General features: G+C 44.1%; 20 protein-coding genes and 1 tRNA gene. 14 read left to right on the forward strand and 7 right to left on the reverse strand.

Annotated features, from left to right (window positions below; translation table 11 throughout):
* Positions 1-40: 40 nt before the first annotated feature.
* The 8 genes from M1D69_RS03755 (at position 41) to pgmB (ending at position 10,837) form a co-directional block, all read left to right on the forward strand.
* Positions 41-1,810 carry a glycoside hydrolase family 13 protein gene (locus tag M1D69_RS03755; RefSeq protein ID WP_458104523.1) on the forward strand — a complete coding sequence of 590 codons (1,770 nt, stop codon included), beginning with the start codon at positions 41-43 and terminating at the stop codon, positions 1,808-1,810.
* A gap of 94 nt (positions 1,811-1,904) precedes the next feature.
* The gene (locus tag M1D69_RS03760; RefSeq protein WP_458104522.1) at positions 1,905-3,158 is read left to right on the forward strand and encodes a maltodextrin ABC transporter substrate-binding protein; all 1,254 of its coding nucleotides are present in this window, start codon (positions 1,905-1,907) and stop codon (positions 3,156-3,158) included.
* Between the two features lie 39 nt (positions 3,159-3,197).
* The gene (gene mdxF / locus M1D69_RS03765; protein WP_458104521.1) at positions 3,198-4,505 is read left to right on the forward strand and encodes a maltodextrin ABC transporter permease MdxF; all 1,308 of its coding nucleotides are present in this window, start codon (positions 3,198-3,200) and stop codon (positions 4,503-4,505) included.
* A complete protein-coding gene (gene mdxG / locus M1D69_RS03770) occupies positions 4,506-5,342 on the forward strand; it encodes a maltodextrin ABC transporter permease MdxG (protein WP_316274059.1) in 837 nt (278 codons plus the stop codon).
* Between the two features lie 4 nt (positions 5,343-5,346).
* Positions 5,347-6,231 (forward strand): DUF1189 domain-containing protein, encoded by an 885-nt coding sequence (locus M1D69_RS03775; protein WP_458104520.1) that lies wholly within the window; start codon positions 5,347-5,349, stop codon positions 6,229-6,231.
* Positions 6,209-8,482 carry a glycoside hydrolase family 65 protein gene (locus M1D69_RS03780; RefSeq protein WP_458104519.1) on the forward strand — a complete coding sequence of 758 codons (2,274 nt, stop codon included), beginning with the start codon at positions 6,209-6,211 and terminating at the stop codon, positions 8,480-8,482. Before M1D69_RS03775 ends, M1D69_RS03780 begins: the two co-directional genes overlap by 23 nt.
* Positions 8,475-10,160 (forward strand): glycoside hydrolase family 13 protein, encoded by a 1,686-nt coding sequence (locus M1D69_RS03785; protein WP_458104518.1) that lies wholly within the window; start codon positions 8,475-8,477, stop codon positions 10,158-10,160. Before M1D69_RS03780 ends, M1D69_RS03785 begins: the two co-directional genes overlap by 8 nt.
* On the forward strand, positions 10,157-10,837 hold the full coding sequence (pgmB, locus tag M1D69_RS03790) for a beta-phosphoglucomutase (protein WP_458104517.1): 681 nt from the start codon (positions 10,157-10,159) through the stop codon (positions 10,835-10,837). Before M1D69_RS03785 ends, pgmB begins: the two co-directional genes overlap by 4 nt.
* 117 nt (positions 10,838-10,954) lie before the next feature.
* On the opposite strand, the gene clpP is transcribed toward pgmB, so the two are convergent.
* Positions 10,955-11,551 (reverse strand): ATP-dependent Clp endopeptidase proteolytic subunit ClpP, encoded by a 597-nt coding sequence (gene clpP, locus M1D69_RS03795; protein ID WP_003219849.1) that lies wholly within the window; start codon positions 11,549-11,551, stop codon positions 10,955-10,957.
* Positions 11,552-11,831: 280 nt separating this feature from the next.
* Here clpP and M1D69_RS03800 point away from each other — a divergent pair.
* Both M1D69_RS03800 and M1D69_RS03805 read left to right on the forward strand, forming a co-directional pair.
* Positions 11,832-11,907: transfer RNA gene (locus M1D69_RS03800), tRNA-Arg, on the forward strand.
* A gap of 151 nt (positions 11,908-12,058) precedes the next feature.
* Positions 12,059-12,574, forward strand: a complete 516-nt coding sequence (locus tag M1D69_RS03805; RefSeq protein ID WP_024122953.1) for a DUF3231 family protein — start codon at positions 12,059-12,061, stop codon at positions 12,572-12,574.
* A 43-nt stretch (positions 12,575-12,617) separates the two neighbouring features.
* Here the strand turns inward: M1D69_RS03805 and M1D69_RS03810 are convergent, their stop codons facing one another.
* From M1D69_RS03810 to sacB, 6 genes are all read right to left on the reverse strand, one after another.
* Positions 12,618-12,932 (reverse strand): DMT family transporter, encoded by a 315-nt coding sequence (locus M1D69_RS03810; RefSeq protein ID WP_024122952.1) that lies wholly within the window; start codon positions 12,930-12,932, stop codon positions 12,618-12,620.
* Positions 12,932-13,267, reverse strand: a complete 336-nt coding sequence (locus M1D69_RS03815; RefSeq protein WP_458106212.1) for a DMT family transporter — start codon at positions 13,265-13,267, stop codon at positions 12,932-12,934. Before M1D69_RS03815 ends, M1D69_RS03810 begins: the two co-directional genes overlap by 1 nt.
* A 77-nt stretch (positions 13,268-13,344) precedes the next feature.
* Positions 13,345-13,929 (reverse strand): TetR family transcriptional regulator, encoded by a 585-nt coding sequence (locus tag M1D69_RS03820; protein ID WP_044159262.1) that lies wholly within the window; start codon positions 13,927-13,929, stop codon positions 13,345-13,347.
* Positions 13,930-14,025: 96 nt separating this feature from the next.
* The gene (gene aspP / locus M1D69_RS03825) at positions 14,026-15,588 is read right to left on the reverse strand and encodes an aspartate/proton symporter AspP (protein ID WP_458104516.1); all 1,563 of its coding nucleotides are present in this window, start codon (positions 15,586-15,588) and stop codon (positions 14,026-14,028) included.
* Positions 15,589-15,694: 106 nt separating this feature from the next.
* The gene (gene levB / locus M1D69_RS03830; protein ID WP_458110423.1) at positions 15,695-17,245 is read right to left on the reverse strand and encodes a 2,6-beta-fructan 6-levanbiohydrolase; all 1,551 of its coding nucleotides are present in this window, start codon (positions 17,243-17,245) and stop codon (positions 15,695-15,697) included.
* Positions 17,246-17,321: 76 nt separating this feature from the next.
* The gene (gene sacB, locus M1D69_RS03835) at positions 17,322-18,743 is read right to left on the reverse strand and encodes a levansucrase (protein WP_458104515.1); all 1,422 of its coding nucleotides are present in this window, start codon (positions 18,741-18,743) and stop codon (positions 17,322-17,324) included.
* Positions 18,744-19,340: 597 nt separating this feature from the next.
* Between sacB and M1D69_RS03840 the strand changes: the two genes are divergently transcribed.
* From M1D69_RS03840 to M1D69_RS03855, 4 genes are all read left to right on the forward strand, one after another.
* A complete protein-coding gene (locus M1D69_RS03840; RefSeq protein ID WP_044159253.1) occupies positions 19,341-19,682 on the forward strand; it encodes an ArsR/SmtB family transcription factor in 342 nt (113 codons plus the stop codon).
* A gap of 11 nt (positions 19,683-19,693) precedes the next feature.
* The gene (locus M1D69_RS03845; protein ID WP_458104514.1) at positions 19,694-20,992 is read left to right on the forward strand and encodes an arsenic transporter; all 1,299 of its coding nucleotides are present in this window, start codon (positions 19,694-19,696) and stop codon (positions 20,990-20,992) included.
* A gap of 22 nt (positions 20,993-21,014) precedes the next feature.
* On the forward strand, positions 21,015-21,434 hold the full coding sequence (gene arsC / locus M1D69_RS03850; protein WP_458104513.1) for an arsenate reductase (thioredoxin): 420 nt from the start codon (positions 21,015-21,017) through the stop codon (positions 21,432-21,434).
* 323 nt (positions 21,435-21,757) lie between these two features.
* The gene (locus M1D69_RS03855; protein WP_458104512.1) at positions 21,758-22,324 is read left to right on the forward strand and encodes a C1q-like domain-containing protein; all 567 of its coding nucleotides are present in this window, start codon (positions 21,758-21,760) and stop codon (positions 22,322-22,324) included.
* Positions 22,325-22,351 lie beyond the last annotated feature (27 nt).

Below are 22,351 nucleotides of genomic sequence, written 5' to 3' on the forward strand. Positions count from 1 at the left end.
AACTTGAGCCGGATATAAAACGGAAATCAAAGGGGGAGACATGATGGAATATGCAGCGATTCATCATCAGCCGTTCAGTTCTGATGCTTATTCTTATGACGGACGGACAGTGCATATTAAGATTCGGACGAAAAAAGGTGATGCCGATCACATTCGATTGATTTGGGGTGACCCTTATGAGTACAGCGGCGGCAGGTGGTCGGCAAACGAGCAGCCGATGAGGAAGATCGCCGCAACAGACATGCATGATTATTGGTTTGCTGAAGTGGTGCCGCCATATAGGCGTTTGCAATATGCGTTTGTTGTAACAGACCATCATGAAGACATCTTTTTTGGAAGCTCAGGTGTATGTCCTTATAACGAAAAAACGCTGGAGACGATCCATTATTATTTTAAACTTCCTTTTGTTCATGAGGCCGATACATTCCAAGCGCCTGAGTGGGTCAAATCAACGGTCTGGTATCAAATTTTTCCGGAGCGTTTTGCAAATGGACGAGAAGACTTGTCACCAAAGAATGCATTGCCGTGGGGGAGCAAGGACCCGGACGTCAATGATTTTTTTGGGGGAGATTTGCAAGGGATTATCGATAAGCTTGATTATTTAGAGGATTTAGGGGTGAACGGCATTTATCTGACGCCGATCTTTTCCGCGCCTTCCAATCATAAATACGACACATTGGATTACTATACCATTGATCCGCATTTTGGAGATCCGGAGCTTTTTCGCACATTGGTCAGCCATCTTCATCAGCGGGGGATGAGAATTATGCTTGATGCTGTTTTTAATCATATAGGCAGCTCTTCTCCGCAGTGGCAGGATGTTGTGAAAAACGGAGCTCAATCCCGCTATAAAGACTGGTTCCATATTCACTCGTTTCCTGTCAGAGAAGACAATTATGACAGGTTTGCTTTTTCAGCTGATATGCCGAAGCTAAACACGGCGAATCCCGAGGTGCAGAAATATTTGCTTGATATTGCTTTGTACTGGATTCGGGAATTTGATATTGACGGCTGGCGTTTAGACGTGGCAAATGAAGTGGATCACGCTTTTTGGAAGACATTCAAGCAAGCCGTATCAGCAGAAAAGCCTGACGTTTATATTTTGGGGGAAATCTGGCATTCTTCCGAACCTTGGCTTAGAGGAGATGAATTTCATGCGGTGATGAACTATCCTTTTACAGAACCTATGATTGAGTATTTTGCTGACCGGGAGATTCCAGCCTCACGCATGGCCCACCGGTTAAATGCGCATTTGATGACTGGGATGAAGCAGGTCAATGAGGTGATGTTTAATTTACTGGATAGCCATGATACAAAACGTCTTTTGACCAGGTGCCGCAATGACGGAAAAAAAGCACGTGCTTTGCTGGCCTTTATGTTTGCTCAGACAGGTTCACCATGCATCTATTACGGAACGGAAATCGGATTGGACGGCGAAAATGATCCGTTATGCCGGAAATGTATGGTTTGGGAAAAAGAGAAGCAAAACCAAGAGATGCATACATTTATGAAACGGTTAATTGCTTTACGCAAACAGGAAAACACTTTATTGACTTATGGAGATCTTGAGTGGAATCTGCTGGATGACCAAAACGATTTTATCCGCTTTTCGAGGACGCTCGATGAAAAAAAACTGATTTACTTCTTCAATCAGGGGAACGCGGCTCAACATGTCAGTTTGCGAGATTTGAAAATTGATCGCTATCAGAAGATCTACGATGTGTGGACAGAGCAGCCGCTTCATCATGAAGATGTGATTGCCGTTCAGCCGGGGGAATTTTTTATTTTGGGTGCTGCTGACAATGTATAAATTCTGTTATCGGTAACAAGCTGAAATAACTTGTAACCGCTTTCTGGAGAACAATACAATTGTTATAGATTCATATATCAAAGGGGGAAAAGAGATGGCAGTTTTTAAAAAGGGCTTCGCCTTATTGGCGGCATCAGTCCTGACATTCGGCCTTGCCGCCTGCTCAAATTCAAAAGATCCGGCAAGCTCGGACGGTAAAAAGGTACTGACTGTGTCTGTCGAAGAAACCTATAAAGAATACATTGAAAGCATCAAAGCAAAGTTTGAAAAAGAGAATGATGTCACAATAAAAGTCGTTGAAAAGCAAATGTTCGACCAATTGGAAGCGCTTCCCCTTGATGGCCCGGCGGGGAACGCACCTGATGTTATGCTTGCAGCATACGACCGGATCGGCGGTTTGGGCCAGCAAGGACATTTGCTTGACGTTAAGCCATCTAACACAACAAGTTTTGGCGATAAAGAAATGCAGCAGGTGACAATTGACGGCAAGGTGTATGGAATGCCGCTGGTCATTGAAACACTCGTTTTATATTACAACAAAGATCTTTTAAAAACAGCACCAAAAACATTTAAAGACCTTGAAAAATTAGCGGAGGATTCCCGCTTTGCGTTTGCTTCGGAAAAAGGAAAATCAACCGGATTTTTAGCGAAATGGACTGACTTTTATCTGTCGTACGGTTTATTGGCAGGTTACGGCGGATATGTATTTGGAAAAAATGGCACAGATTCCGGGGACATCGGCCTGAACAACAAAGGGGCAGTAGAAGCTGTGAAGTATGCGGAGAAATGGTTTAAAACCTATTGGCCAAAAGGCATGCAAGACAATACAAGCGCAGACGATTTTATTCAACAGATGTTTATAGATGGCAAAGCGGCTGCTATCATCGGCGGACCTTGGTCAGCTGCCAACTATAAGGAGGCTAAATTGAACTACGGAGCGGCTCCTATCCCGACATTGCCAAACGGAGAAGAATATGCCCCTTTTGCCGGCGGCAAGGGCTGGGTTGCTTCAAAATATACAAAAGAACCCGAACTGGCTGAAAAATGGCTTGAGTATGCTACAAATGACGCCAATGCTTACGTTTTTTATGAGGATACAAACGAAGTTCCGGCCAACACAGCTGCAAGAAAGAAAGCGGATGAGCAAAAAAATGAGCTGACGTCAGCTGTGATTAGACAATATGAAACAGCGACACCGACTCCGAATATTCCGGAAATGGCTGAGGTATGGACAGGAGCGGAAAGTTTGATTTTTGATGCGGCTTCAGGAAAAAAAGCGGCACAACAATCAGCGGATGATGCTGTAAACGTCATAAAGGAAAATATCAAAGAAAAGTATGTGAAATAAAACGGCGGGACAGCGTCCGGAAGAATAGAGGGCGAAAAAATGAATAAACACCACACACTTGCAAAGCAAAAACGAAAGGCTGGGTTTTTATCGATCATTCCAGGGCTTGGGCAGATTGCAAATCAGCAGTTTTCAAAGGGGCTCTTGTTTCTTGCCATCACAGGTTTGTTTGTTTTTGAATTATGCGTTTTCGGTATTCAGGCGCTAACCGGATTGATGACATTGGGAAGTGTTCCCGGTGAGGATCACTCACTGTTTATGCTGATTGAAGGCACGCTGCAATTGATCGTGACAGTGATTTTCCTCATGTTCTATCTCTTTAATATTTATGATTCGCGTAAGACCGCCGCTATGAAAGCGGCGGGTTTGAAGGTCAATACAACGGCCAGGGACATGATCTGTCATGCGGGAGATAAAGGGTTTCCATATTTATTTACACTGCCGGCATATATCATGATGGTGTTTGTGATTATTTTTCCGGTTTTGGTGACTCTGTTTGTTGCATTAACAAACTATGATTTTTATCATATTCCGCCTAATCGTCTGATTGACTGGGTCGGTTTTAAAAATTTTTTGAATATTTTTTTCCTCGGCTCCTATCGTGAAACATTTGTGAATGTACTGGGCTGGACGATCATCTGGACAATCTGTGCGACAACGCTGCAAATCATTTTGGGTATCTTGACGGCCCTTTTCGTCAATCAGGATTTTATCAAAGGCAAGCGGATATTTCGAATGATTTTCTTATTACCATGGGCTGTTCCGGCGTTTATTACAATTATGAGTTTTTCCAACATGTTTAACGACAGCATAGGGGCGATGAATGCACAGGTGATCCCATTATTGAATCACCTGCCGTTTGTAGAGCTGCCGGCAATCGCGTGGAAGACCGATCCTTTCTGGACGAAGACGGCCCTCATTATGATTCAGACCTGGCTTGGTTTTCCTTATATTTATGTCATGGTAACAGGCGTGCTTCAGGCGATTCCAGGTGAACTGTATGAAGCGGCAAAGATTGACGGGGCCACGTTTCTTCAGCGTTTTAAACATATTACTTTCCCGATGATTTTATTTGCGACAGCACCTGTGATGATTACCCAGTATACGTTTAATTTCAATAATTTCTCGATCATCTACTTATTTAATGAGGGAGGACCGGGCAGCGCGGGAGCGGGCGCCGGGTCGACTGATATTTTAATTTCTTGGATTTATAAGCTGACAACAGGCACATCACCGCAATATTCTGTTGCGGCGGCTGTTACACTGTTAATTTCATTCATTGTCATTGGAATTTCCCTGATTGCTTTTAAAAAATCGAATGCCTTTGGCAATGAGGAGGTTATGTAGGTGAATGCGAGAACTGCCAGAATGCTTAATAGGATCTGTACCTATTTATTTTTGACGCTTTTAAGTATCGTCATTCTGTATCCGCTGCTGATTACCGCATCATCCGCTTTCCGTGTAGGGAATGTGGCGGCTTTTCAGCTCGATTTTTCGGGTTCTTGGACTTTGGACCATTTTAAGCGGCTGTTTGACGAGACGCTTTATCTTCATTGGTACGGCAATACACTAGTCATCGCGCTATCGGTCATGGTATTGCAGGTTACGATTGTGACACTTGCCGGGTATACGTACAGCCGCTATCGGTTTGCAGGCAGAAAAAAGAGTCTGGTATTCTTTTTAATCATTCAAATGGTGCCGACGATGGCAGCGCTGACTGCTTTTTACGTTCTGGCCATGCTGATAGGCGCACTCGATCAATACTGGTTTTTGACAGCGATTTATATCGGCGGCGGGATTCCGATGAACACGTGGCTGATGAAGGGTTATTTTGATACTGTACCGAGAGAAATCGATGAAGCAGCGCGAATTGATGGAGCCGGACATCTGAGGATTTTCGCTTCAATTGTTTTGCCGCTTGTTAAGCCGATGCTTGCGGTACAAGCGCTTTGGGCATTTATGGCACCGTTTGGCGACTATTTGCTGGCAAAATTTTTGCTTCGCACACCGGAAAGACTGACCATCGCTGTGGGTCTGCAATCATTCATTTCAAACCCGCAGCAGCAAAAAGTCGCCCTGTTTGCGGCCGGAGCGATACTTGCCGCACTGCCGATATGCATTTTGTTCTTTTTTCTCCAAAAGAACTTTGTGTCCGGGCTGACAGCCGGCGGGACAAAGGGGTAGTTCGATGAAGAATCTGCAAAATGAAAGCTTTATCATTCGCTCCCTTAAAGCGGCCGCATCTCCATCAGGCGTTTGCCGTTACGGGAATACATTCAGCTGGCTGCAGCTCACCTTTCTCTTTATGTTTTTGACGGCCTGTTTGATGGCGCCTTTTACGATTTCGTTTATGAAAATGGATCGCTTTAACGTTCAATTTTTCATGCCGTCAGTTATTCAAAAGGTCAATGATCGATTTGCTGATCAATTACAAGGCTTTCAAATAAGAAACGGAAAACTGACAGGCGGGAAGAGCTCTGATCGGATTGAAGATGGACAGAATTTGCTGGCGGTTGATATGGAGCATGAGTTTAAGACAAGCGGTGAAAATGGGCGTTTGAAAGTAACTGGATATGATAACGCAATCATATTTCAGTCTGAGCATCTGATCATCACCGATCAAAATGGAACAGGGTTTTCTGTCCGCTATGCGAAAATGGACGCCAAGCTTAAGAATCCAAACACCCATGATGTAGAGAGTTTTATCAATGAATGGTGGCTGGCACAGTATAAGCCGATGATCATGATGCTGGCATGTGCCGTGATTTTTATGATCCAGTTTTTTTTGATTGCTGTTCTTGCGGGAGGCATGTGGATCACAAAATTATCAAACATGATCTCTATTGCGTCATTCAAGGAAGCGGCATCTATAGCAATTTGCGCATCAGCACTGCCGGCATTTGTGGCAGCTGCTGTCGGCATGGTTCATTTTGACTTGATCACTGTATTGATGATCCATTCGTGTGGCGTCACTTTGATGATCTCTTTTACATTTAGATATTTGGCCAAAACCCGCCGTTATAAAGGAGACTTACATTCGGGAGGAAAATATGATAAATCAGCGGTTATTTGAGATTGATGAATGGAAAATCAAAACTAATCATTTTCAAAAGGAACATATGCGGCTGCAGGAAAGCCTGACTTCTCTTGCAAACGGTTATATGGGAGTCAGGGGAAATTTTGAAGAAGGCTATTCAGGCGACAGTCATCAAGGCACATATATCGCAGGCGTGTGGTTCCCTGACAAAACGCGGGTAGGCTGGTGGAAAAACGGGTATCCGGAATATTTCGGAAAAGTAATCAATGCGATGAACTTTATTGGCATAGATTTATATATTGACGATAAAAAAGTCGATCTTTATCAAACTCAAATTAAATCATTTGAGTTAGAACTCAATATGAAAGAAGGAATTCTGCGGCGAAGCGCTGTTGTCCGCATCCAGGATAAAACGGTCAGAATCAGATCGGAGCGATTTCTTAGCCTTGCCGTTAAAGAGCTTTGTGCGATTCATTACGAAGCAGAGTGCCTGACGGAAGATGCTGTCATTACGCTTGTTCCTTACCTAGATGGAAATGTCGCAAATGAAGATTCTAACTACCAGGAACGATTTTGGCAGGAAGAAGCCAAAGGGGCTGATTCTCACCGCGGCCATGTAGTGGCAAAAACGATCGAAAATCCGTTTGGAACACCTCGCTTTACTGTTTCGGCCGCAATGGCGAACGTGACTGAAGGCTTTGTCAGTGAAAGCTATAAAACAGCTGGCATGTATGCTGAGAATCGCTACAGCTATCAAACGAAGGCTTCTTTAAAAAAGTTTATTATTGTCACGACTTCCCGTGATTATCTGGAGGCAGAGCTTTTATCAAAAGGCAAGGAGCTTTTGGCGGATGTTCTTGAGAACGGGTATGAGGAAGCAAGACGAAGGCACACTGATCAATGGAAGGAAAGATGGGCAAAAGCAGACATAGAGATTAAAGGGGATGAGGAACTTCAGCAAGGAATCCGCTACAATATCTTTCAGTTATTCTCGACATATTACGGGGGCGATGCCCGTTTGAATATCGGGCCGAAAGGATTTACAGGCGAAAAATACGGAGGTGCCGCCTATTGGGATACTGAGGCATATGCCGTGCCGATGTATTTGGCTGCTGCCGATCCGGAAGTGACGAAACACCTGCTTTTATACCGTTATCACCATTTGGAGGCTGCCAAACGAAATGCCGCAAAATTGGGACTGAAGGGGGCGCTTTACCCGATGGTGACGTTCACAGGAGATGAATGCCACAACGAATGGGAGATCACCTTCGAAGAAATTCACCGCAATGGTGCGATTTGCTATGCGATCTGCAATTATGTCAATTATACAGGCGACCGTGACTACATGGAAGAATACGGGATAGATGTTCTCGTGGAAGTCAGCAGATTTTGGGCTGACCGCGTTCACTTCTCGAAACGAAAAAACAAATATATGATCCACGGCGTCACAGGGCCTAATGAATATGAAAACAATGTCAACAACAATTGGTATACGAATGTAATCGCGGCTTGGACATTGGAGTATACATTAGAAAATCTCGAAAGGATTTCAGCGGAAAAACGCCGTCTGCTTGATGTGCAGGAAGAAGAACTGAAGGTGTGGAGAGATATTATCCGGCAGATGTACTATCCGTATAGTGAAGAACTGCAAATTTTCATACAGCATGACACATTCTTGGACAAAGACCTGCGATCAGCGGATGAATTAGATCCAGCTGAGCGGCCGCTTTATCAGAATTGGTCATGGGACAAAATTCTCCGCTCCAATTTTATTAAGCAGGCAGATGTTCTTCAAGGCATTTATCTTTTTCATGACCGTTTTACAATGGAAGAAAAACGGCGAAACTTTGAATTTTATGAACCGATGACTGTTCATGAATCGAGCCTGTCGCCTTCTGTCCATGCGGTTCTCGCAGCAGAACTTAAAATGGAAAAGAAAGCGCTTGAATTATATAAGCGTACAGCAAGGCTGGATCTTGACAATTACAATCATGACACGGAAGAAGGCCTGCACATTACATCAATGACGGGAAGCTGGCTCGCGATCGTGCAGGGCTTTGCCGGCATGCGTATCACAAATGAGACGCTGTCATTTGCTCCGTTGTTGCCGAAAGAATGGGACGGATATTCGTTCAACATCAATTATCGAAATCGCTTAATCAATGTGACGGTTGACGAAAAGAGCGCTATCTTTGAGCTTTTAAAAGGCGAGCCGCTGCATATGAAAGTTTATGAGGAACCGGTTGTGCTAACTGAACGATGTGAAAGGAGAACGCCTGATGAGTAAATGGTGGAAGGAAGCTGTCGTTTATCAAATTTACCCGCGCAGTTTTTATGATTCCAATGGAGATGGATTCGGTGATTTGCAAGGCGTGATTCAAAAGCTGGATTACATCAAAAATCTCGGGGCGGATGTGATCTGGCTCTCACCGGTGTTTGATTCCCCGCAGGATGACAATGGCTATGACATCAGCGATTACAGAAACATGTACGAAAAATTTGGGACAAATGAAGATATGTTTCAGTTAATTGATGAAGTGCATCAGCGCGGAATGAAAATCATCATGGATTTGGTTGTGAACCACACGTCGGATGAGCATGCGTGGTTTGACGAAAGCCGCAAGTCGAAGGACAATCCTTACCGGAATTATTATTTTTGGAAAGATCCAAAACCGGATGGATCTGAGCCCAATAACTGGGGATCAATCTTCTCAGGCCCGGCGTGGACGCTTGATGAACGGACGGGGCAATATTATTTGCACTACTTTTCGAAAAAGCAGCCTGATTTAAACTGGGAAAATGAAGCGGTACGCCGGGAAGTTTATGATTTGATGAGGTTCTGGATGGATAAAGGCGTTGACGGCTGGCGGATGGATGTGATCGGTTCCATTTCCAAATACATCGATTTTCCGGACTACGAAACAGATGACAGCCGCCGCTATATCGTCGGCTGCTATCATTCAAACGGCCCCCGCCTGCATGAGTTTATTCAAGAAATGAACCGGGAAGTTCTTTCTCATTACGATTGCATGACGGTGGGAGAGGCAAACGGTTCCGATACAGAAGAGGCGAAAAAGTATACGGATGAAAGCAGACATGAGCTGAATATGATCTTTACGTTTGAACATATGGATATTGATTCGGTACCGCATTCGCCAAATGGAAAATGGCAGATCAAGCCGTTTGATCTGATCGCTTTAAAGAAGACGATGACAAGGTGGCAGAACGCGTTAATGAATGTCGGCTGGAATACCCTTTATTTTGAAAATCATGATCAGCCAAGGGTTATTTCCCGCTGGGGAAATGACGGCGAGCTGCGAAAGCAGTGTGCAAAAGCATTTGCAACGGTTCTTCACGGTATGAAAGGAACCCCGTTTATTTACCAGGGAGAAGAAATCGGCATGGTCAACAGTGATATGCCGCAGGAAATGTATGATGATCTTGAAATAAAGAATGCATATCGTGAACTGGTCATCGAAAACAAAACGATGTCAGAAAAAGAGTTTCTAAAAGCCATAACGAAAAAAGGAAGAGATCACGCGAGAACACCGATGCAATGGGATGCCGAAAAACATGCGGGATTCACAGCCGGAAACCCTTGGATAGCGGTAAATTCCCGCTATCATGAAATCAATGTGCAAGAGTCCTTGGACGATCAAGATTCGATTTTCTACTACTACCAGAAGCTTATTCAATTACGAAAGCAATATAAGATCATGATAGATGGAGATTATCAGCTGCTGCTGGAGGATGACCCGCAAATCTTCTCTTACATCCGTGAATATCAAGGGGAAAAGCTTCTCGTCGTTGTGAATTTGTCAGAAGACAAGGCTCTGTTCGAAGTGCCTCAGGAACTGATTCATGAGCGTTGGAAAGTGCTCATTTCCAACTATTCGCAGAAGAGAGCTGACATGAAGCATATTTGCCTTGAACCCTATGAAGCTATGATGGGTATCAGCATATGAAAGCGGTCATTTTTGATTTAGACGGAGTGATCACAGATACTGCTGAATATCATTTTCTCGCTTGGAAGCACATAGCAGAACAAATCGATATTCCCTTTGACCGAAGTATGAATGAAAGCCTCAAAGGAATCAGCAGAGAAAAGTCGCTTGAAAACATACTTATTTATGGCGGAGCGGAAGCAACATATACAAATGCGGAGAAACAAGATCTTCTGCACCAAAAAAACAAATATTATCAGACGTTGATCAGCAAATTGACGCCGGAAGATCTTTTGCCGGGAATCGGCAGGCTTCTTTGTGAATTAAAAGTCGAAAATATAAAAATCGGGTTAGCGTCTTCAAGTCGCAACGCCCCCGAGATTTTAAAACGTTTGGAGATTATTGATGATTTTCATGCCATTGTTGACCCGACGGCTCTTGCGAACGGGAAACCTGATCCCGAAATATTTTTAACCGCCGCGGCGCTGCTTGGCGTCTCCCCAGCTGATTGTGCGGCAGTAGAAGACGCTGAAGCGGGAATTGCCGCAATCAAATCTGCCGGGATGTTTGCGGTTGGAGTCGGTCATGAACAGTCAATGCATGATGCCGATCTGATTGTCAGGCAAACTTGCGATTTGACGTTTGAGGTGCTGAATGAAGAGTGGAAGTCGTATACAATAAATCGTTTTCAAAAATGAAAGGAGGGAAAAGGGACTGCATTTCCGATATTTCGTATGTATGTTTCACTTGTTAGTGAGTGAATTCCTTCAGCATTAAAAAACCTGCAAGAGACATGTCTCTTGCAGGTTGCGGTATTACTTTTGCTCTTCTGTGTTGCGAGTCAGAATTTTGTCAATCAGGCCGTATTCAAGCGCTTCTTCAGCAGACTTGAAGTTATCGCGGTCTGTGTCGCGTTCGATCACTTCAAGCGGCTGGCCAGTACGTTCAGCAAGCACTTTGTTTAATTTGTCGCGAAGCAAGAGAATGCGTTTCGCGGCAATTTCAATTTCTGTTGCCTGACCTTGCGCACCGCCAAGAGGCTGGTGAATCATAACTTCACTGTTCGGAAGCGCATAGCGTTTGCCTTTTTCTCCGGCAGCAAGCAAGAACGCGCCCATTGACGCAGCCATACCGATACAAATTGTAGATACCTTCGGCTTAATAAACTGCATGGTATCATAGATCGCCATACCGGCCGTGATAGAGCCGCCCGGGCTGTTGATGTAAATAGAAATATCTTTTTCAGGGTCTTCCGCTTCTAAGAATAAAAGCTGTGACACGATGGAGTTCGCAACGTTGTCATCAATCGCAGATCCAAGCATGATGATACGATCCTTTAATAAACGAGAATAAATGTCATACGCTCTTTCCCCGCGGTTCGTTTGTTCAATGACTGTAGGTATTAAATTCATAATGCTCCTCCTTCACCTTTTAGGTAAGTATGTAGTTACATGATACATTTTTGGTCAATAAAGGTCAAACAAAAAGCTGGCTTGACATGCAAACTCTTCTCTTTTTCCCATTTTCCCCAAAAATACAACGGTTCAAACCATCGTATGTGAGCTTCGGAAAGAAGATGATGTGTCTTCTTAAAAAAACAGCCCTTTAAAATAGAGGGTTGTTATTTCGGCTGAAATACCGTATAATGAGTTATGCTGACGTTATCATCACGCAGTGAAAATATGTCAATATGCGCTCGTAGCTCAGTTGGATAGAGCGGTGGTTTCCGGTACCACGTCTGCCGGGGGTTCGAATCCCTCCGAGCGCGTCCAATAGAACAACAGGAAAGACAAGGGTTTGGCATTTGCCGCTCTTGTCTTTTTTGTTGTTTCCAGAAAACTTCTAGTAAGTACATAATTTTTCCTCCTGCTGGGCATCGTAGGTGATGAACAGTATTGAATTTGTTAAGGAGGAAGACAATGGGAATTTTAAGCGGTAATCCGCAAGAAGAACCGATGCATTACGGTGAGGTATTCAGTTTGTGGAGTTATGTGATGGCGGGAAATAAAATGATCGGCAATTACCAGATGTTATTGCATCATGTTGGTGATGGCGATTTAAAGAAGCTGCTTCGTGAGTCCATCGAGAAATGCCAAGATGAAATCAAACAGGTCAGCAATATCCTGAAAGAAAATGGCGTGGGGCTTCCGCCCGCTTCTCCTGAGCCGCCGGATGCAGATCTTAACGACATTCCGCCGGGCGCGCGGTTTCTCGATCCGGATGTGGCCGCATCCGCAGCGGCGCAAAATGCAGCCGGTCTTGTGACATGCAGCAAAATTATGGGGCAGTCGATTCGCGAAGACATCGCGATGATGTTTGGACAATTTCATATGACCAAGGCGGCAACAGGGGCAAAATACTTAAGGCTGCTGAAAAACAAAGGCTGGCTCATCCCGCCGCCGCTTCATCTTCATAAACACCAGGATGATGAGTAAAAGATAAAAGGCATATACAGCTTTCTGTATATGCCTTTTATGATTAAGACGTAAGACGCAGGCCGATGACGCCGGCAAGTATCAGGCAAAGAGAAATCAGCTGAGAAAGCTGAAACCGTTCCTTAAACCAAATCAGGCTGACTGCTGTTACGCCTATGCTGCCTATACCGGTCCAGACGGCATAAGCAACGCCGGAAGGCAGGACTTGCATAGCCTGTGATAGACAGTAAAAAGATAAAGCAAATCCGGCAGTCATCACAATAATCGGCCATTTTTTCTTTGTGCCGTCTATATATTTCATGGCGATGGCAGCTATAATTTCTTCTATACCGGCAATGAATAATAAAAACCACGCCATTATTTTTCACCTCTCGGCTGAGTTTTACTTTCTTTTGTGAAAAGCTTCATTCCTAAAATACCGGCTAGCAGCAGCATCAAAAAGAAGATTTGCGCTGCTGAGAAGGATTCGCCTAAGAAGATCCCGGTCGTGTAGGTTCCGACCGTTCCAATTCCGACAAATACGGTATACGCCGCGGCCATAGGAATTTTTCGATAAGAGCGGATTAACAGTATAAAGCTTATCGCTATTAATAGAAAAACGATAATCCAATCAAAAAGCGAATCCGCATGTTTGAGGGAGGAGGCCCAAACCACTTCTAAAAGCCCTGCTATCAAAACAAGTACCCAATACAACATTAACACCTCTTTATATGAATGAACGTCAGTCATTTTTAGGCGTTAAAAAATGAGCGGTGTCACCCAGTCATTTTTTAAGCTTTACCTAAGCTCCGTTTTAAGAATGTGAAAATTTCTTTTTTAGATACTTCAAGGTTTTCATCTTGTTCAAACCCGATATAAAACCGTTCTGCTGTGTTCTCAACCAAATTGATGATGGTTCTTGCCGTCCATTTTGCATTGATGCCTTCAATCACATTTTGGCTGTCGATCGCCTTATTGATGATGTTCTCAAGCCAAGAATAATAAGGCTGATAAATGGTCTCCCATTTTTCCATGGAATGGTCGATGGCAAGCCCTGAGTAGCAGAGGACAATAATATCTTTATGGCGCTCTGTGATGTGAAACGTCTCATCAATTAAGGTTTGTAAGACGGTCCAAAAATCTTCCTCGCCATTCAGTCTTCCTTTGATTTGCTCTAGCGTATGAGTGAGAAGGTTTTCCGCAATGGCCGGAATCAGAGCATTTTTGGATGAAAAATATAAATAAAACGTTCCTTGGGCAGTGCCGGCTTTTTTTACGATCTCTGAGATGGAGGCTTTATCGAGTCCCTTTTCAGAAATGACTTCAATCGCCGCCTGCAGAATCTTTTCATATTTTCCTGATGTTTGTTTTGGCACGAGGAACACCTCCTGTAATGACTGACTATCATTCATTTTATCTCGAGTGATGGTGTTTGTAAAGCGAAAAAAGAAGCAAGAGAAACTCCTGCTTCTTTATTTATCATAATCAATCGCGGCTTTCGGGAGCCCGGTATACTTTGCCCAATAGTAAATCGCAAGCGAGCCGACGGCAACCAATATGAGATCGACGGGATTGCTGATAATGCCTAAGCCATGCCCGAAAGAGCCGATATAGGAAAAAATCAGCATCATGACATAAAATCCGACGAGCCACCAGGCTGATTTCAGCTGCTGGGCCAGGCTGACGTCTTCTTTAGGCGCGTATTTCCTGAAGCAGAGATAGATCAAAAACATGACGAGCTGTGAGCCGAGAAGCCAGGAAACGGTTGTCCATCCTGACCAGTACACAATAAACGCCGTAAAAATAAATGAAAGCGGCCCGATGATGCTCATTCCTTTTAAATAAAACGGCCTGTTTAAGTCCTTCGCATTTACTCTCAGTGCGGCTGAACAAATTGGTGCAATCGCATAAGAAAGGATGAGAGCGACAGAACAGACATTGACGAGCGCGTTCCACGAAGGGAAGGGGAGCGTCCAGAAAATCGACATGGCAAATGAAAGCCAGAGTGAAGCGCGGGGTGTTCCCGTTTCTTGATTGACCTTTGAAAATATGCCAAATAATGTGCCGTTCCGCGCCCAGGCGTAAACGAGGCGAGATGTCGTATTCATAAAAATATTCCCGTTTCCTCCCGGAGACAGAATGGCGTCTAAAATGACAAGCGTTGCAAGCCATCCTAAACCGAGCATGACCGCAATGTCTTTAAACGGCAATGAAAACTCACGGCCGATTGCCGGCCAGCCATTTTTCAGCGTTTCTGTCGGAATTGCACCGATAAAGGTGATTTGCAAAATTGTGTAAATAATGGTTGAAACGATAATACAGATAATTAAAGCGATCGGGATATTGCGTTTCGGGTTTTGCACCTCACCGGCAACAGACACAATAGGGTGCAGCCCGAGATATGCAAACATGACACCCCCGGTCGAAATGGCGGCCTGTATGCCTGTAAAACCAAAAGGCGCAAACCCTTCAACCGATAAGTTTTCCGGCTGAAAATGAAAAAACAGCACAACAATGATCGTGACCGGTACGATATATTTAAAAATAGAAATAATGAAATTGGCTTTTGCAAAGGTTTTAACGCTCCAGTAATTCAGCAGGAAAAACAAACAGAGCAAGGCAAACTGCAAAATCCAGCCTGCAATGGTCGGTGAGTCAGAGCCCTCTTTGGTCAGGCCCGGAAACCAATAGGCCACATATTGCCGGACGGCTGTGACTTCAATCGAAATCAAGCTTGTGTAAGCGACAATCGTGACAAACGAAATTAAATAGCCGACCAAATGGCCGTGTGAATAGACCGGATACCTGATGATGCCTCCAGTGCGGGGCAAAGCGGCTCCGAGCTCTGCATATACGAGCCCGATTAACAAAATAATGGCTCCTCCGAGGATCCAGGAAAAAGCGCCGGAGGGCCCTGCTTTTGAAGCGACATTACTGACAGCGAACAGCCACGCTGATCCAAAGATGGCTCCCATCCCAATCAAAATCAGATCAAACAGAGACATTGATTTCTGAAAATTCCCTTGTTTAGACATTCGCTTCCTCCTTTGAAACCAGCCTTATATTTCTTACAATGCCCAATATGTAACAGAGAATACCGTTCCGAATAAAAAAAAGGCGCAGCCCGCGCTGCACCTGTTTTTATTCATGAATCGAATCAAAGTGTTTCACTGTTATATTTTTGAAGGAGGCTGAGCCGCCATCAGAAAAAAGGGTAATACCTTTATCTTCAGGCTTTGGGAAGACTTCATTTGAAAAAACGGTTTTCCCGTCGTCAACAAATACCTCTATCGTTGTTTTATCGACAAGTATTTTCAAATGCACCTTACGTTTGCTTACATCATAAGGAGCTTTGCTTTCGACATAGGTATTGCTTTTGTCAGGCTGATTTGTGCCTGCTCTATTGACATATGCATAGCCGTCTTCAGCGAATATGCCGACATCAATATGGCGTTTTTGATCTTCTGACTCTCTCAGTCTGACGCCAGCATTCTTCAGCTCTGACCAAGAAAGATCCGTATCAAGCTGGTACGTATCACCTGTTATCGACAGAGTTTTTGATCCGTTCACATCCTGATCCTCTATTTCGTCAGTTGAAACAGTCAGCTGCTCCAAAGCTTCAATCGGCTGTGAGACGAGGCTGTATGTTCCGTCCTGCTCCTGCAGCCGGAGTTCGCGTATGACAGAATCTGTGCCGTTAAAGCCGTTCTTCATTGTCGGGGTGTTGTTGGCATAATCCCAATTGTTCATCCAGGCAAGCGCATACCGCTTTTCTAATGGATCTGTGTTTTTGCTGTCTTCGAACGTCACACCGCCGTACCAGTCGAAGCCATAGTCAAGCCATTGGGCTTCAGTCTGATCCGCTGTAAATTCTTTTCCGTCGAAGCTACCGGTCCAGTAGGCGTACGTATTTGGTTTGCCCCACGGTTTACCGTTCGCGCTCGCACCGAGAACCCATTTATTCGTTCCGTCGCTTGCCCGCATCATGTAGAGGTCAGGACATTCGACCATTCCCGCCTGCTCTGGGAAGAATCCGCTTGTGTAATGCCAGTCCTTAAGATTATCGGATTCATAAAAGCCGATTTTTGATCCTTCAGCCATGACCATGACCCATTTGTTATCCTGGTCATCCCATATCACTTTCGGATCTCTAAAATCGTCTGTGCCCGGATTAGGCATAACGGGGTTGCCACTGTAGAATTTGAATGATTTTCCTTTGTCTGTGCTGTACCACAAATATTGTTCCTGTTTTTTGTCTTTGGCTGAGGGCTGTGTCACAATCGCGACAAGCGCATTTTTCCCGAAGCCGGCTGTGTTCTCTTTATCCACCACGACGGAACCGGTCCAAATATCACCGTCCGGGTTTGTATATTTCGGAATCGCCACGCCTTCATCTGTCCAGTGCACCAAATCGTCTGATACGGCATGGCGCCATTCTGTGCCGTTGCCTTTTGGGTAATCCCCGTTATATAGATAGAAATAATGATACTTGCCATCAAAATAGATCGGTTTTTGCGGGTCATTTTTCCATTTATCCGGCGTCGTAAAATGATATGCCGCCCGGTAGTCCGGCTTCTGTGTTGATTTTGGTTTTTGGTCATGTCCTTCTTTTGGAAATAAGTCGATAAACAGCAATATTCCTAAAAAGCTCAGGAATACGGTTAGCCATTTGCCTGCTTTTTTATAGTTCATATGGGATTCACCTTTATGATGTTGATAAGAAATAAAAGAAAATGCCAATAGGTTATCGGCATTTTCTTTTGCGTTTTTATTTGTTAACTGTTAATTGTCCTTGTTCAAGGATGCTGTCTTTGACAACAGATGTTTTCTTGCCTTTAATGTTCAGCAGGAAGCTTGGCGCAAACGTTGATTGTTTGTCTGCGTAGAATCCTCTGTTTGTCATGTAGCTTGTAATCACGACATTGTTTCCTTTCGCTTGAGGTACAGCGAAGTGTGAGTAAGTAAAGGTCACATCGTTAGGATCAAGGTCCATTTTTAACACAAGACCTGTTTTGTTCAGCGGCTTGTATGGGCCAGTTAAAGAATTAGAAACATAGCCAAGCATGTAAATATCGTTAGACGTGATGCCGTCAATCGTCATTTTTGACCCGCGGGAGTCAGTGAACAGATACCATTTGCCGTTCATTTTGAAGACATTCGCGCGTTCGATTTCGTCAGTTACTGTGTTAGATGTGATCAGCGGCTTCATGACTTTCTTCAGTGTGTAGTCATCGTTAAGCTCAATTATGCCGAGTGCGCCGTTAGCTAATTCAGCAGTGCGCTTTTTATCACTTTGCAGAAGCTTTTGACTTTCTTGACGGAAGAATGATGTGCTTTTGCCATAGTATGCTTTGTTAAATAAAGATTCTTCGCCTTGGTAGCCATCTTCAGTTCCAGTGTTTGCTTCAAATACTAAGTATTTGTGGCCTTTATCTTCTACGTAGTGGGGATCTCTCAGCGTATGGTTATCGCCTGAGCTGTAGTTGCCTTCATCGATGAACTGCTGTACATTTTGATACGTTTTGCCGTCACCGTCAAAGATTGATTTATGATCCTCTACACCGTTGATGTTCAAAGAGCTGTCTGATGTTGATACGTTAACCTGTGCAGTTGTCAGTGTTTGTTTGCCGTAATGTTTACCAGAAAAGTCAGTGTAGAACAAACGGATGTGGCCGTCAGATGTGAATGTCGCTGAGCCAGACCATTCTTGTGTTTGGTCTTTCAGGATTGAATCATTTGCATCGAATTTGTCGCTGTCTTTGAAGACGCGGCCAGCGTTTTTCCAGCTGTCAATAGAAGTTTCGCCGACTTTCTGATAGAACATGTAGATAGATGTGTCATCCGCATTTTTAGGATCTCCGGCTAATGCAAAGACAATGTGGTAGCCGTGATAGTTTGCGACTGTGCCGTCAGCGTTTTGCAATGGCCAGCTGTCCCAAACGTCCAGGCCTTTTGCAGAAGAGATATTTTTAATTGTGGATTGGTCGAATTCAGGAACCTGATATTTTTCACTTTTTTGCTGTTCAGGGATTTGCAGCATGTCATGGCGGGTAATATGGGAAATACCGTACGTTTCCTTATATGGTTTTTGAGTTGTTTCTTTCGCAAACGCTTGAGTCGCGCCTCCTGCCAGCAGTGCAGTAGTAAAGGTTAATACTGTTGCTTGTTTGGCAAACTTTTTGATGTTCATCGTTCATGTCTCCTTTTTTATGTACTGTGTTAGCGGTCTGCTTTCTTCCAGCCCTCCTGTTGATAATGGCAAGTCGGTTACGTGCAATAAAAAAAGACCAAAAATATGAAAAGGGGTGACGTCAAAGAATACACTTTGCCCTTAACACATTTTAGGTCTTGCCTGCTTTATCAGTAACAAACCTGCGTAATTTACTTTTCGACATTATTCTATTAGACACTGATTGTTATTTCAACGGGTCTATTTTCCTCTTTTGTTTGATAGAAAATGAAGAAAAAGAATTTAAGAGTACAGGTCTTATGGACTAATCCGGCTGATTATTTCTTTGCATCTTCTACAGATTATAAAAAGCTTTCGCATGGGCATAAAGTTCCTTTTTATCAGGTCTATCCGAACAACACAAAAGTGATAAAAAAATGTAAATTCATAAATCATTCACAATATGTGACAGTATAAATAAACCTATTTCAGCTTGATAAGGGAAGGAATAATAATAAAAAAGATTTTAAACGGTGGTCCTTTTTCTTCTATAATATAAGTGTTGACTTATATAAATGGTGGATTATACAATGAACGCGGAAGGGAGCTGATGCTTTGATGAAGCATGACTTGACATCTGCTGAAATCAGTCACTGCCTGAAGCTTCTTCATGATCAAACCAGGCTTTTGATCATGAAGAAGCTGGAGAAAAAAACATACTGTGTCTGCCAGTTTGTCGATATGTTTGACGTGAGCCAGCCAGCTATCAGCCAGCATTTACGGAAGCTGAAACAGGCCGGATTTGTGAATGAAGAGAAAAAGGGACAATGGCGGTTTTATTCAATTAATTCGGCTTGTCCTGAATATGGATTGATTCAATCGATTCTCGGTCACATCAGCTCAGATGATGACGTGTTGCAGTCTATTCAGAAAAAAGAAACTCAAGTTTCTTGTAAGTAGGAGGTTCTCGTTTGAGTTCAGCAGTTTTAGCAGCAATGATCTTTATCCTTACACTTATTTTTGTTATTTGGCAGCCGAAAAATCTGTCTATTGGCTGGTCAGCCTGCGGGGGAGCGGTTTTGGCTTTGCTTGCGGGGGTTGTGAGCCTAAAGGATGCGGCGGACGTTACCGGCATTGTATGGAATGCGACTCTGGCGTTTGTGGCGATCATTCTCATCTCGCTCATTTTAGACCACATTGGCTTTTTCGAATGGGCTGCTTTGCATATGGCGAAGGCGGCTAAAGGCAGCGGCCTGCGTATGTTTATTTATATTTCCGTTTTAGGCGCCGTCGTGGCGGCGTTTTTTGCCAATGACGGTGCGGCGCTTATTTTAACGCCGATTGTGCTTGCGATGATGCGGGCTTTGCGTTTTGAAGAAAAGCTGGTGTTCCCATTTATTATCGCGAGCGGGTTTATCGCTGATACAACATCGCTTCCGCTTGTGGTCAGCAATTTGGTGAATATCGTGTCGTCGGATTTCTTTCACGTTGGGTTCATTGAATATGCGGCACGGATGATTGTCCCGAATCTCTTTTCGCTTGCGGCAAGTATACTCGTCTTATACTTATTTTTCAGAAAAGGCATTCCGAAACATTATGATCTCAGTCAGGTGAAGAAACCGGCTGACGCCATTAAAGATATAAACATGTTTCGTATGTCATGGCTTGTGCTGGCCATGTTATTAATCGGTTATTTTGTAAGCGAAATATGGTCCATCCCCGTATCCTTTATAGCCGGTGCGGTGGCTGTTTTCTTTCTTCTTATGGCGAAGAACAGCCCGGCCGTTCATACGAAGCAGGTGGTCAAAGGGGCACCTTGGGCGATTGTGTTTTTTTCCATTGGGATGTATGTCGTTGTGTACGGGTTAAGAAACGCCGGCTTAACAGACCTTCTGTCCAGCCTTATACAGGCAGCCGCGGATCAGGGGCTGTTGGCGGGAACCATGGGAATGGGCTTTATCGCGGCTATTTTATCATCGGTAATGAATAACATGCCGACCGTCATGATTGACGCTATTGCGATAGCCGGTACGGATACACATGGAATGATGAAGGAAGCCTTAATTTATGCAAATGTCATCGGCTCTGATCTGGGGCCGAAAATCACGCCGATTGGGTCGCTGGCGACGCTGTTATGGCTTCATGTTCTCGCGCAAAAAGGAGTGAAAATCTCTTGGGGGACATACGTGAAAACAGGGGTGATTCTGACTGTTCCGACCCTGCTGATGACTCTTTTCGGCCTTTATATCTGGTTATTGATCATTCACTAAAACATCTGGGAGATGAACAAACATGTCTAAAAAAACCATCTTATTTTTATGCACTGGCAACTCCTGCCGCAGCCAAATGGCTGAAGGCTGGGCGAAACAATATCTAGAAGATGAATGGAATGTATACAGCGCGGGAATCGAAGCGCACGGGCTCAATCCGAATGCTGTAAAAGCGATGAAGGAAGCGGGGATCGACATCTCCGGCCAAACATCAGATATCATCGACCCGGCTATATTAAACAGTGCTGATCTTGTCGTAACGCTTTGCGGTGACGCGGCTGATCAATGTCCGATGACGCCGCCTCACGTTAAGCGCGAGCACTGGGGCTTTGATGACCCTGCAAAAGCGGGAGGATCGGAAGCGGAAAAATGGGTGTTCTTTCAGCGAGTTCGTGACGAAATCGGCGAGCGGCTCAAGCGCTTTGCGGAAACAGGTAAATAAGCTGGAAAAGCCGGGAGGATGGTCTCCCGGCTTTTTTGTGGCTCTCGTCACGGTGATGATGATGGCTGTACCCCAGGTAGGGGATATCAAATTGCCATTGGTGATTCTCGTAATCGCAATTTAAAATGTAGATTAATCTTCTATCTTTTTTATGGTCTTGTCATAGAAGCGGTAATCCGTTTTGGAACTAGCAGCTTTCATTTTTGTTTTGAGTTTAGTCGGGCAGATACCGTTTCAAACCCTGTAACAATCAATATAATAATGTATTGCGAAAGCAAACAAATGATAGAAGCGAAAGAAAACGTATAAGGAGGAATAAGTCAATGCCACCACGGCCAACTAAATGGATTAAGAGAAACGATCGACCGGAACCTCTTTTATCACCAAGTGTCATGCAAGGCAGAAATGGAAATACCCCACTCACTCAACAAAACCAGCTCTTCGCACCCATTACATCAGATACGAACCAGCCTATTTCTGCTTTCAGAGCCACCAGCAATGCGAATCTGTCAGTGGCTGCAAATGCAGCTAGCGGAGTCCGATTTCAAAATGTGCAATTTGATTTGGCGAATGAATATAACCCCAACACATCTACATTTTCACCGAGAACAGCAGGCGTATATTCTTTAAATGCATCAGTTGAGTTTCAACCGAATGCGATTGTTGACTTCAACTTAGAAGTCGTATTTCTCGTGAATCAAGATGTGGTAGGCGGAAATAGCCAATTTCAAGCAGGAAATCTTCCGGCAGTCGTAGCCATTACGGAAATTCTTCAGTTAAACGCCGGAGATACGGTGACAGTTGCAATGAGAAGTACTGCCGCCGGATTCATTCAAGCGACTCCGAGAACCCGTTTTGCAGCCGCCAGAGTTCCTTCTCCGACTGCGTAAAAAGGAGATTTTGATTCAATGTACATC

This window comes from Bacillus sp. PK3-037, assembly GCF_054161355.1.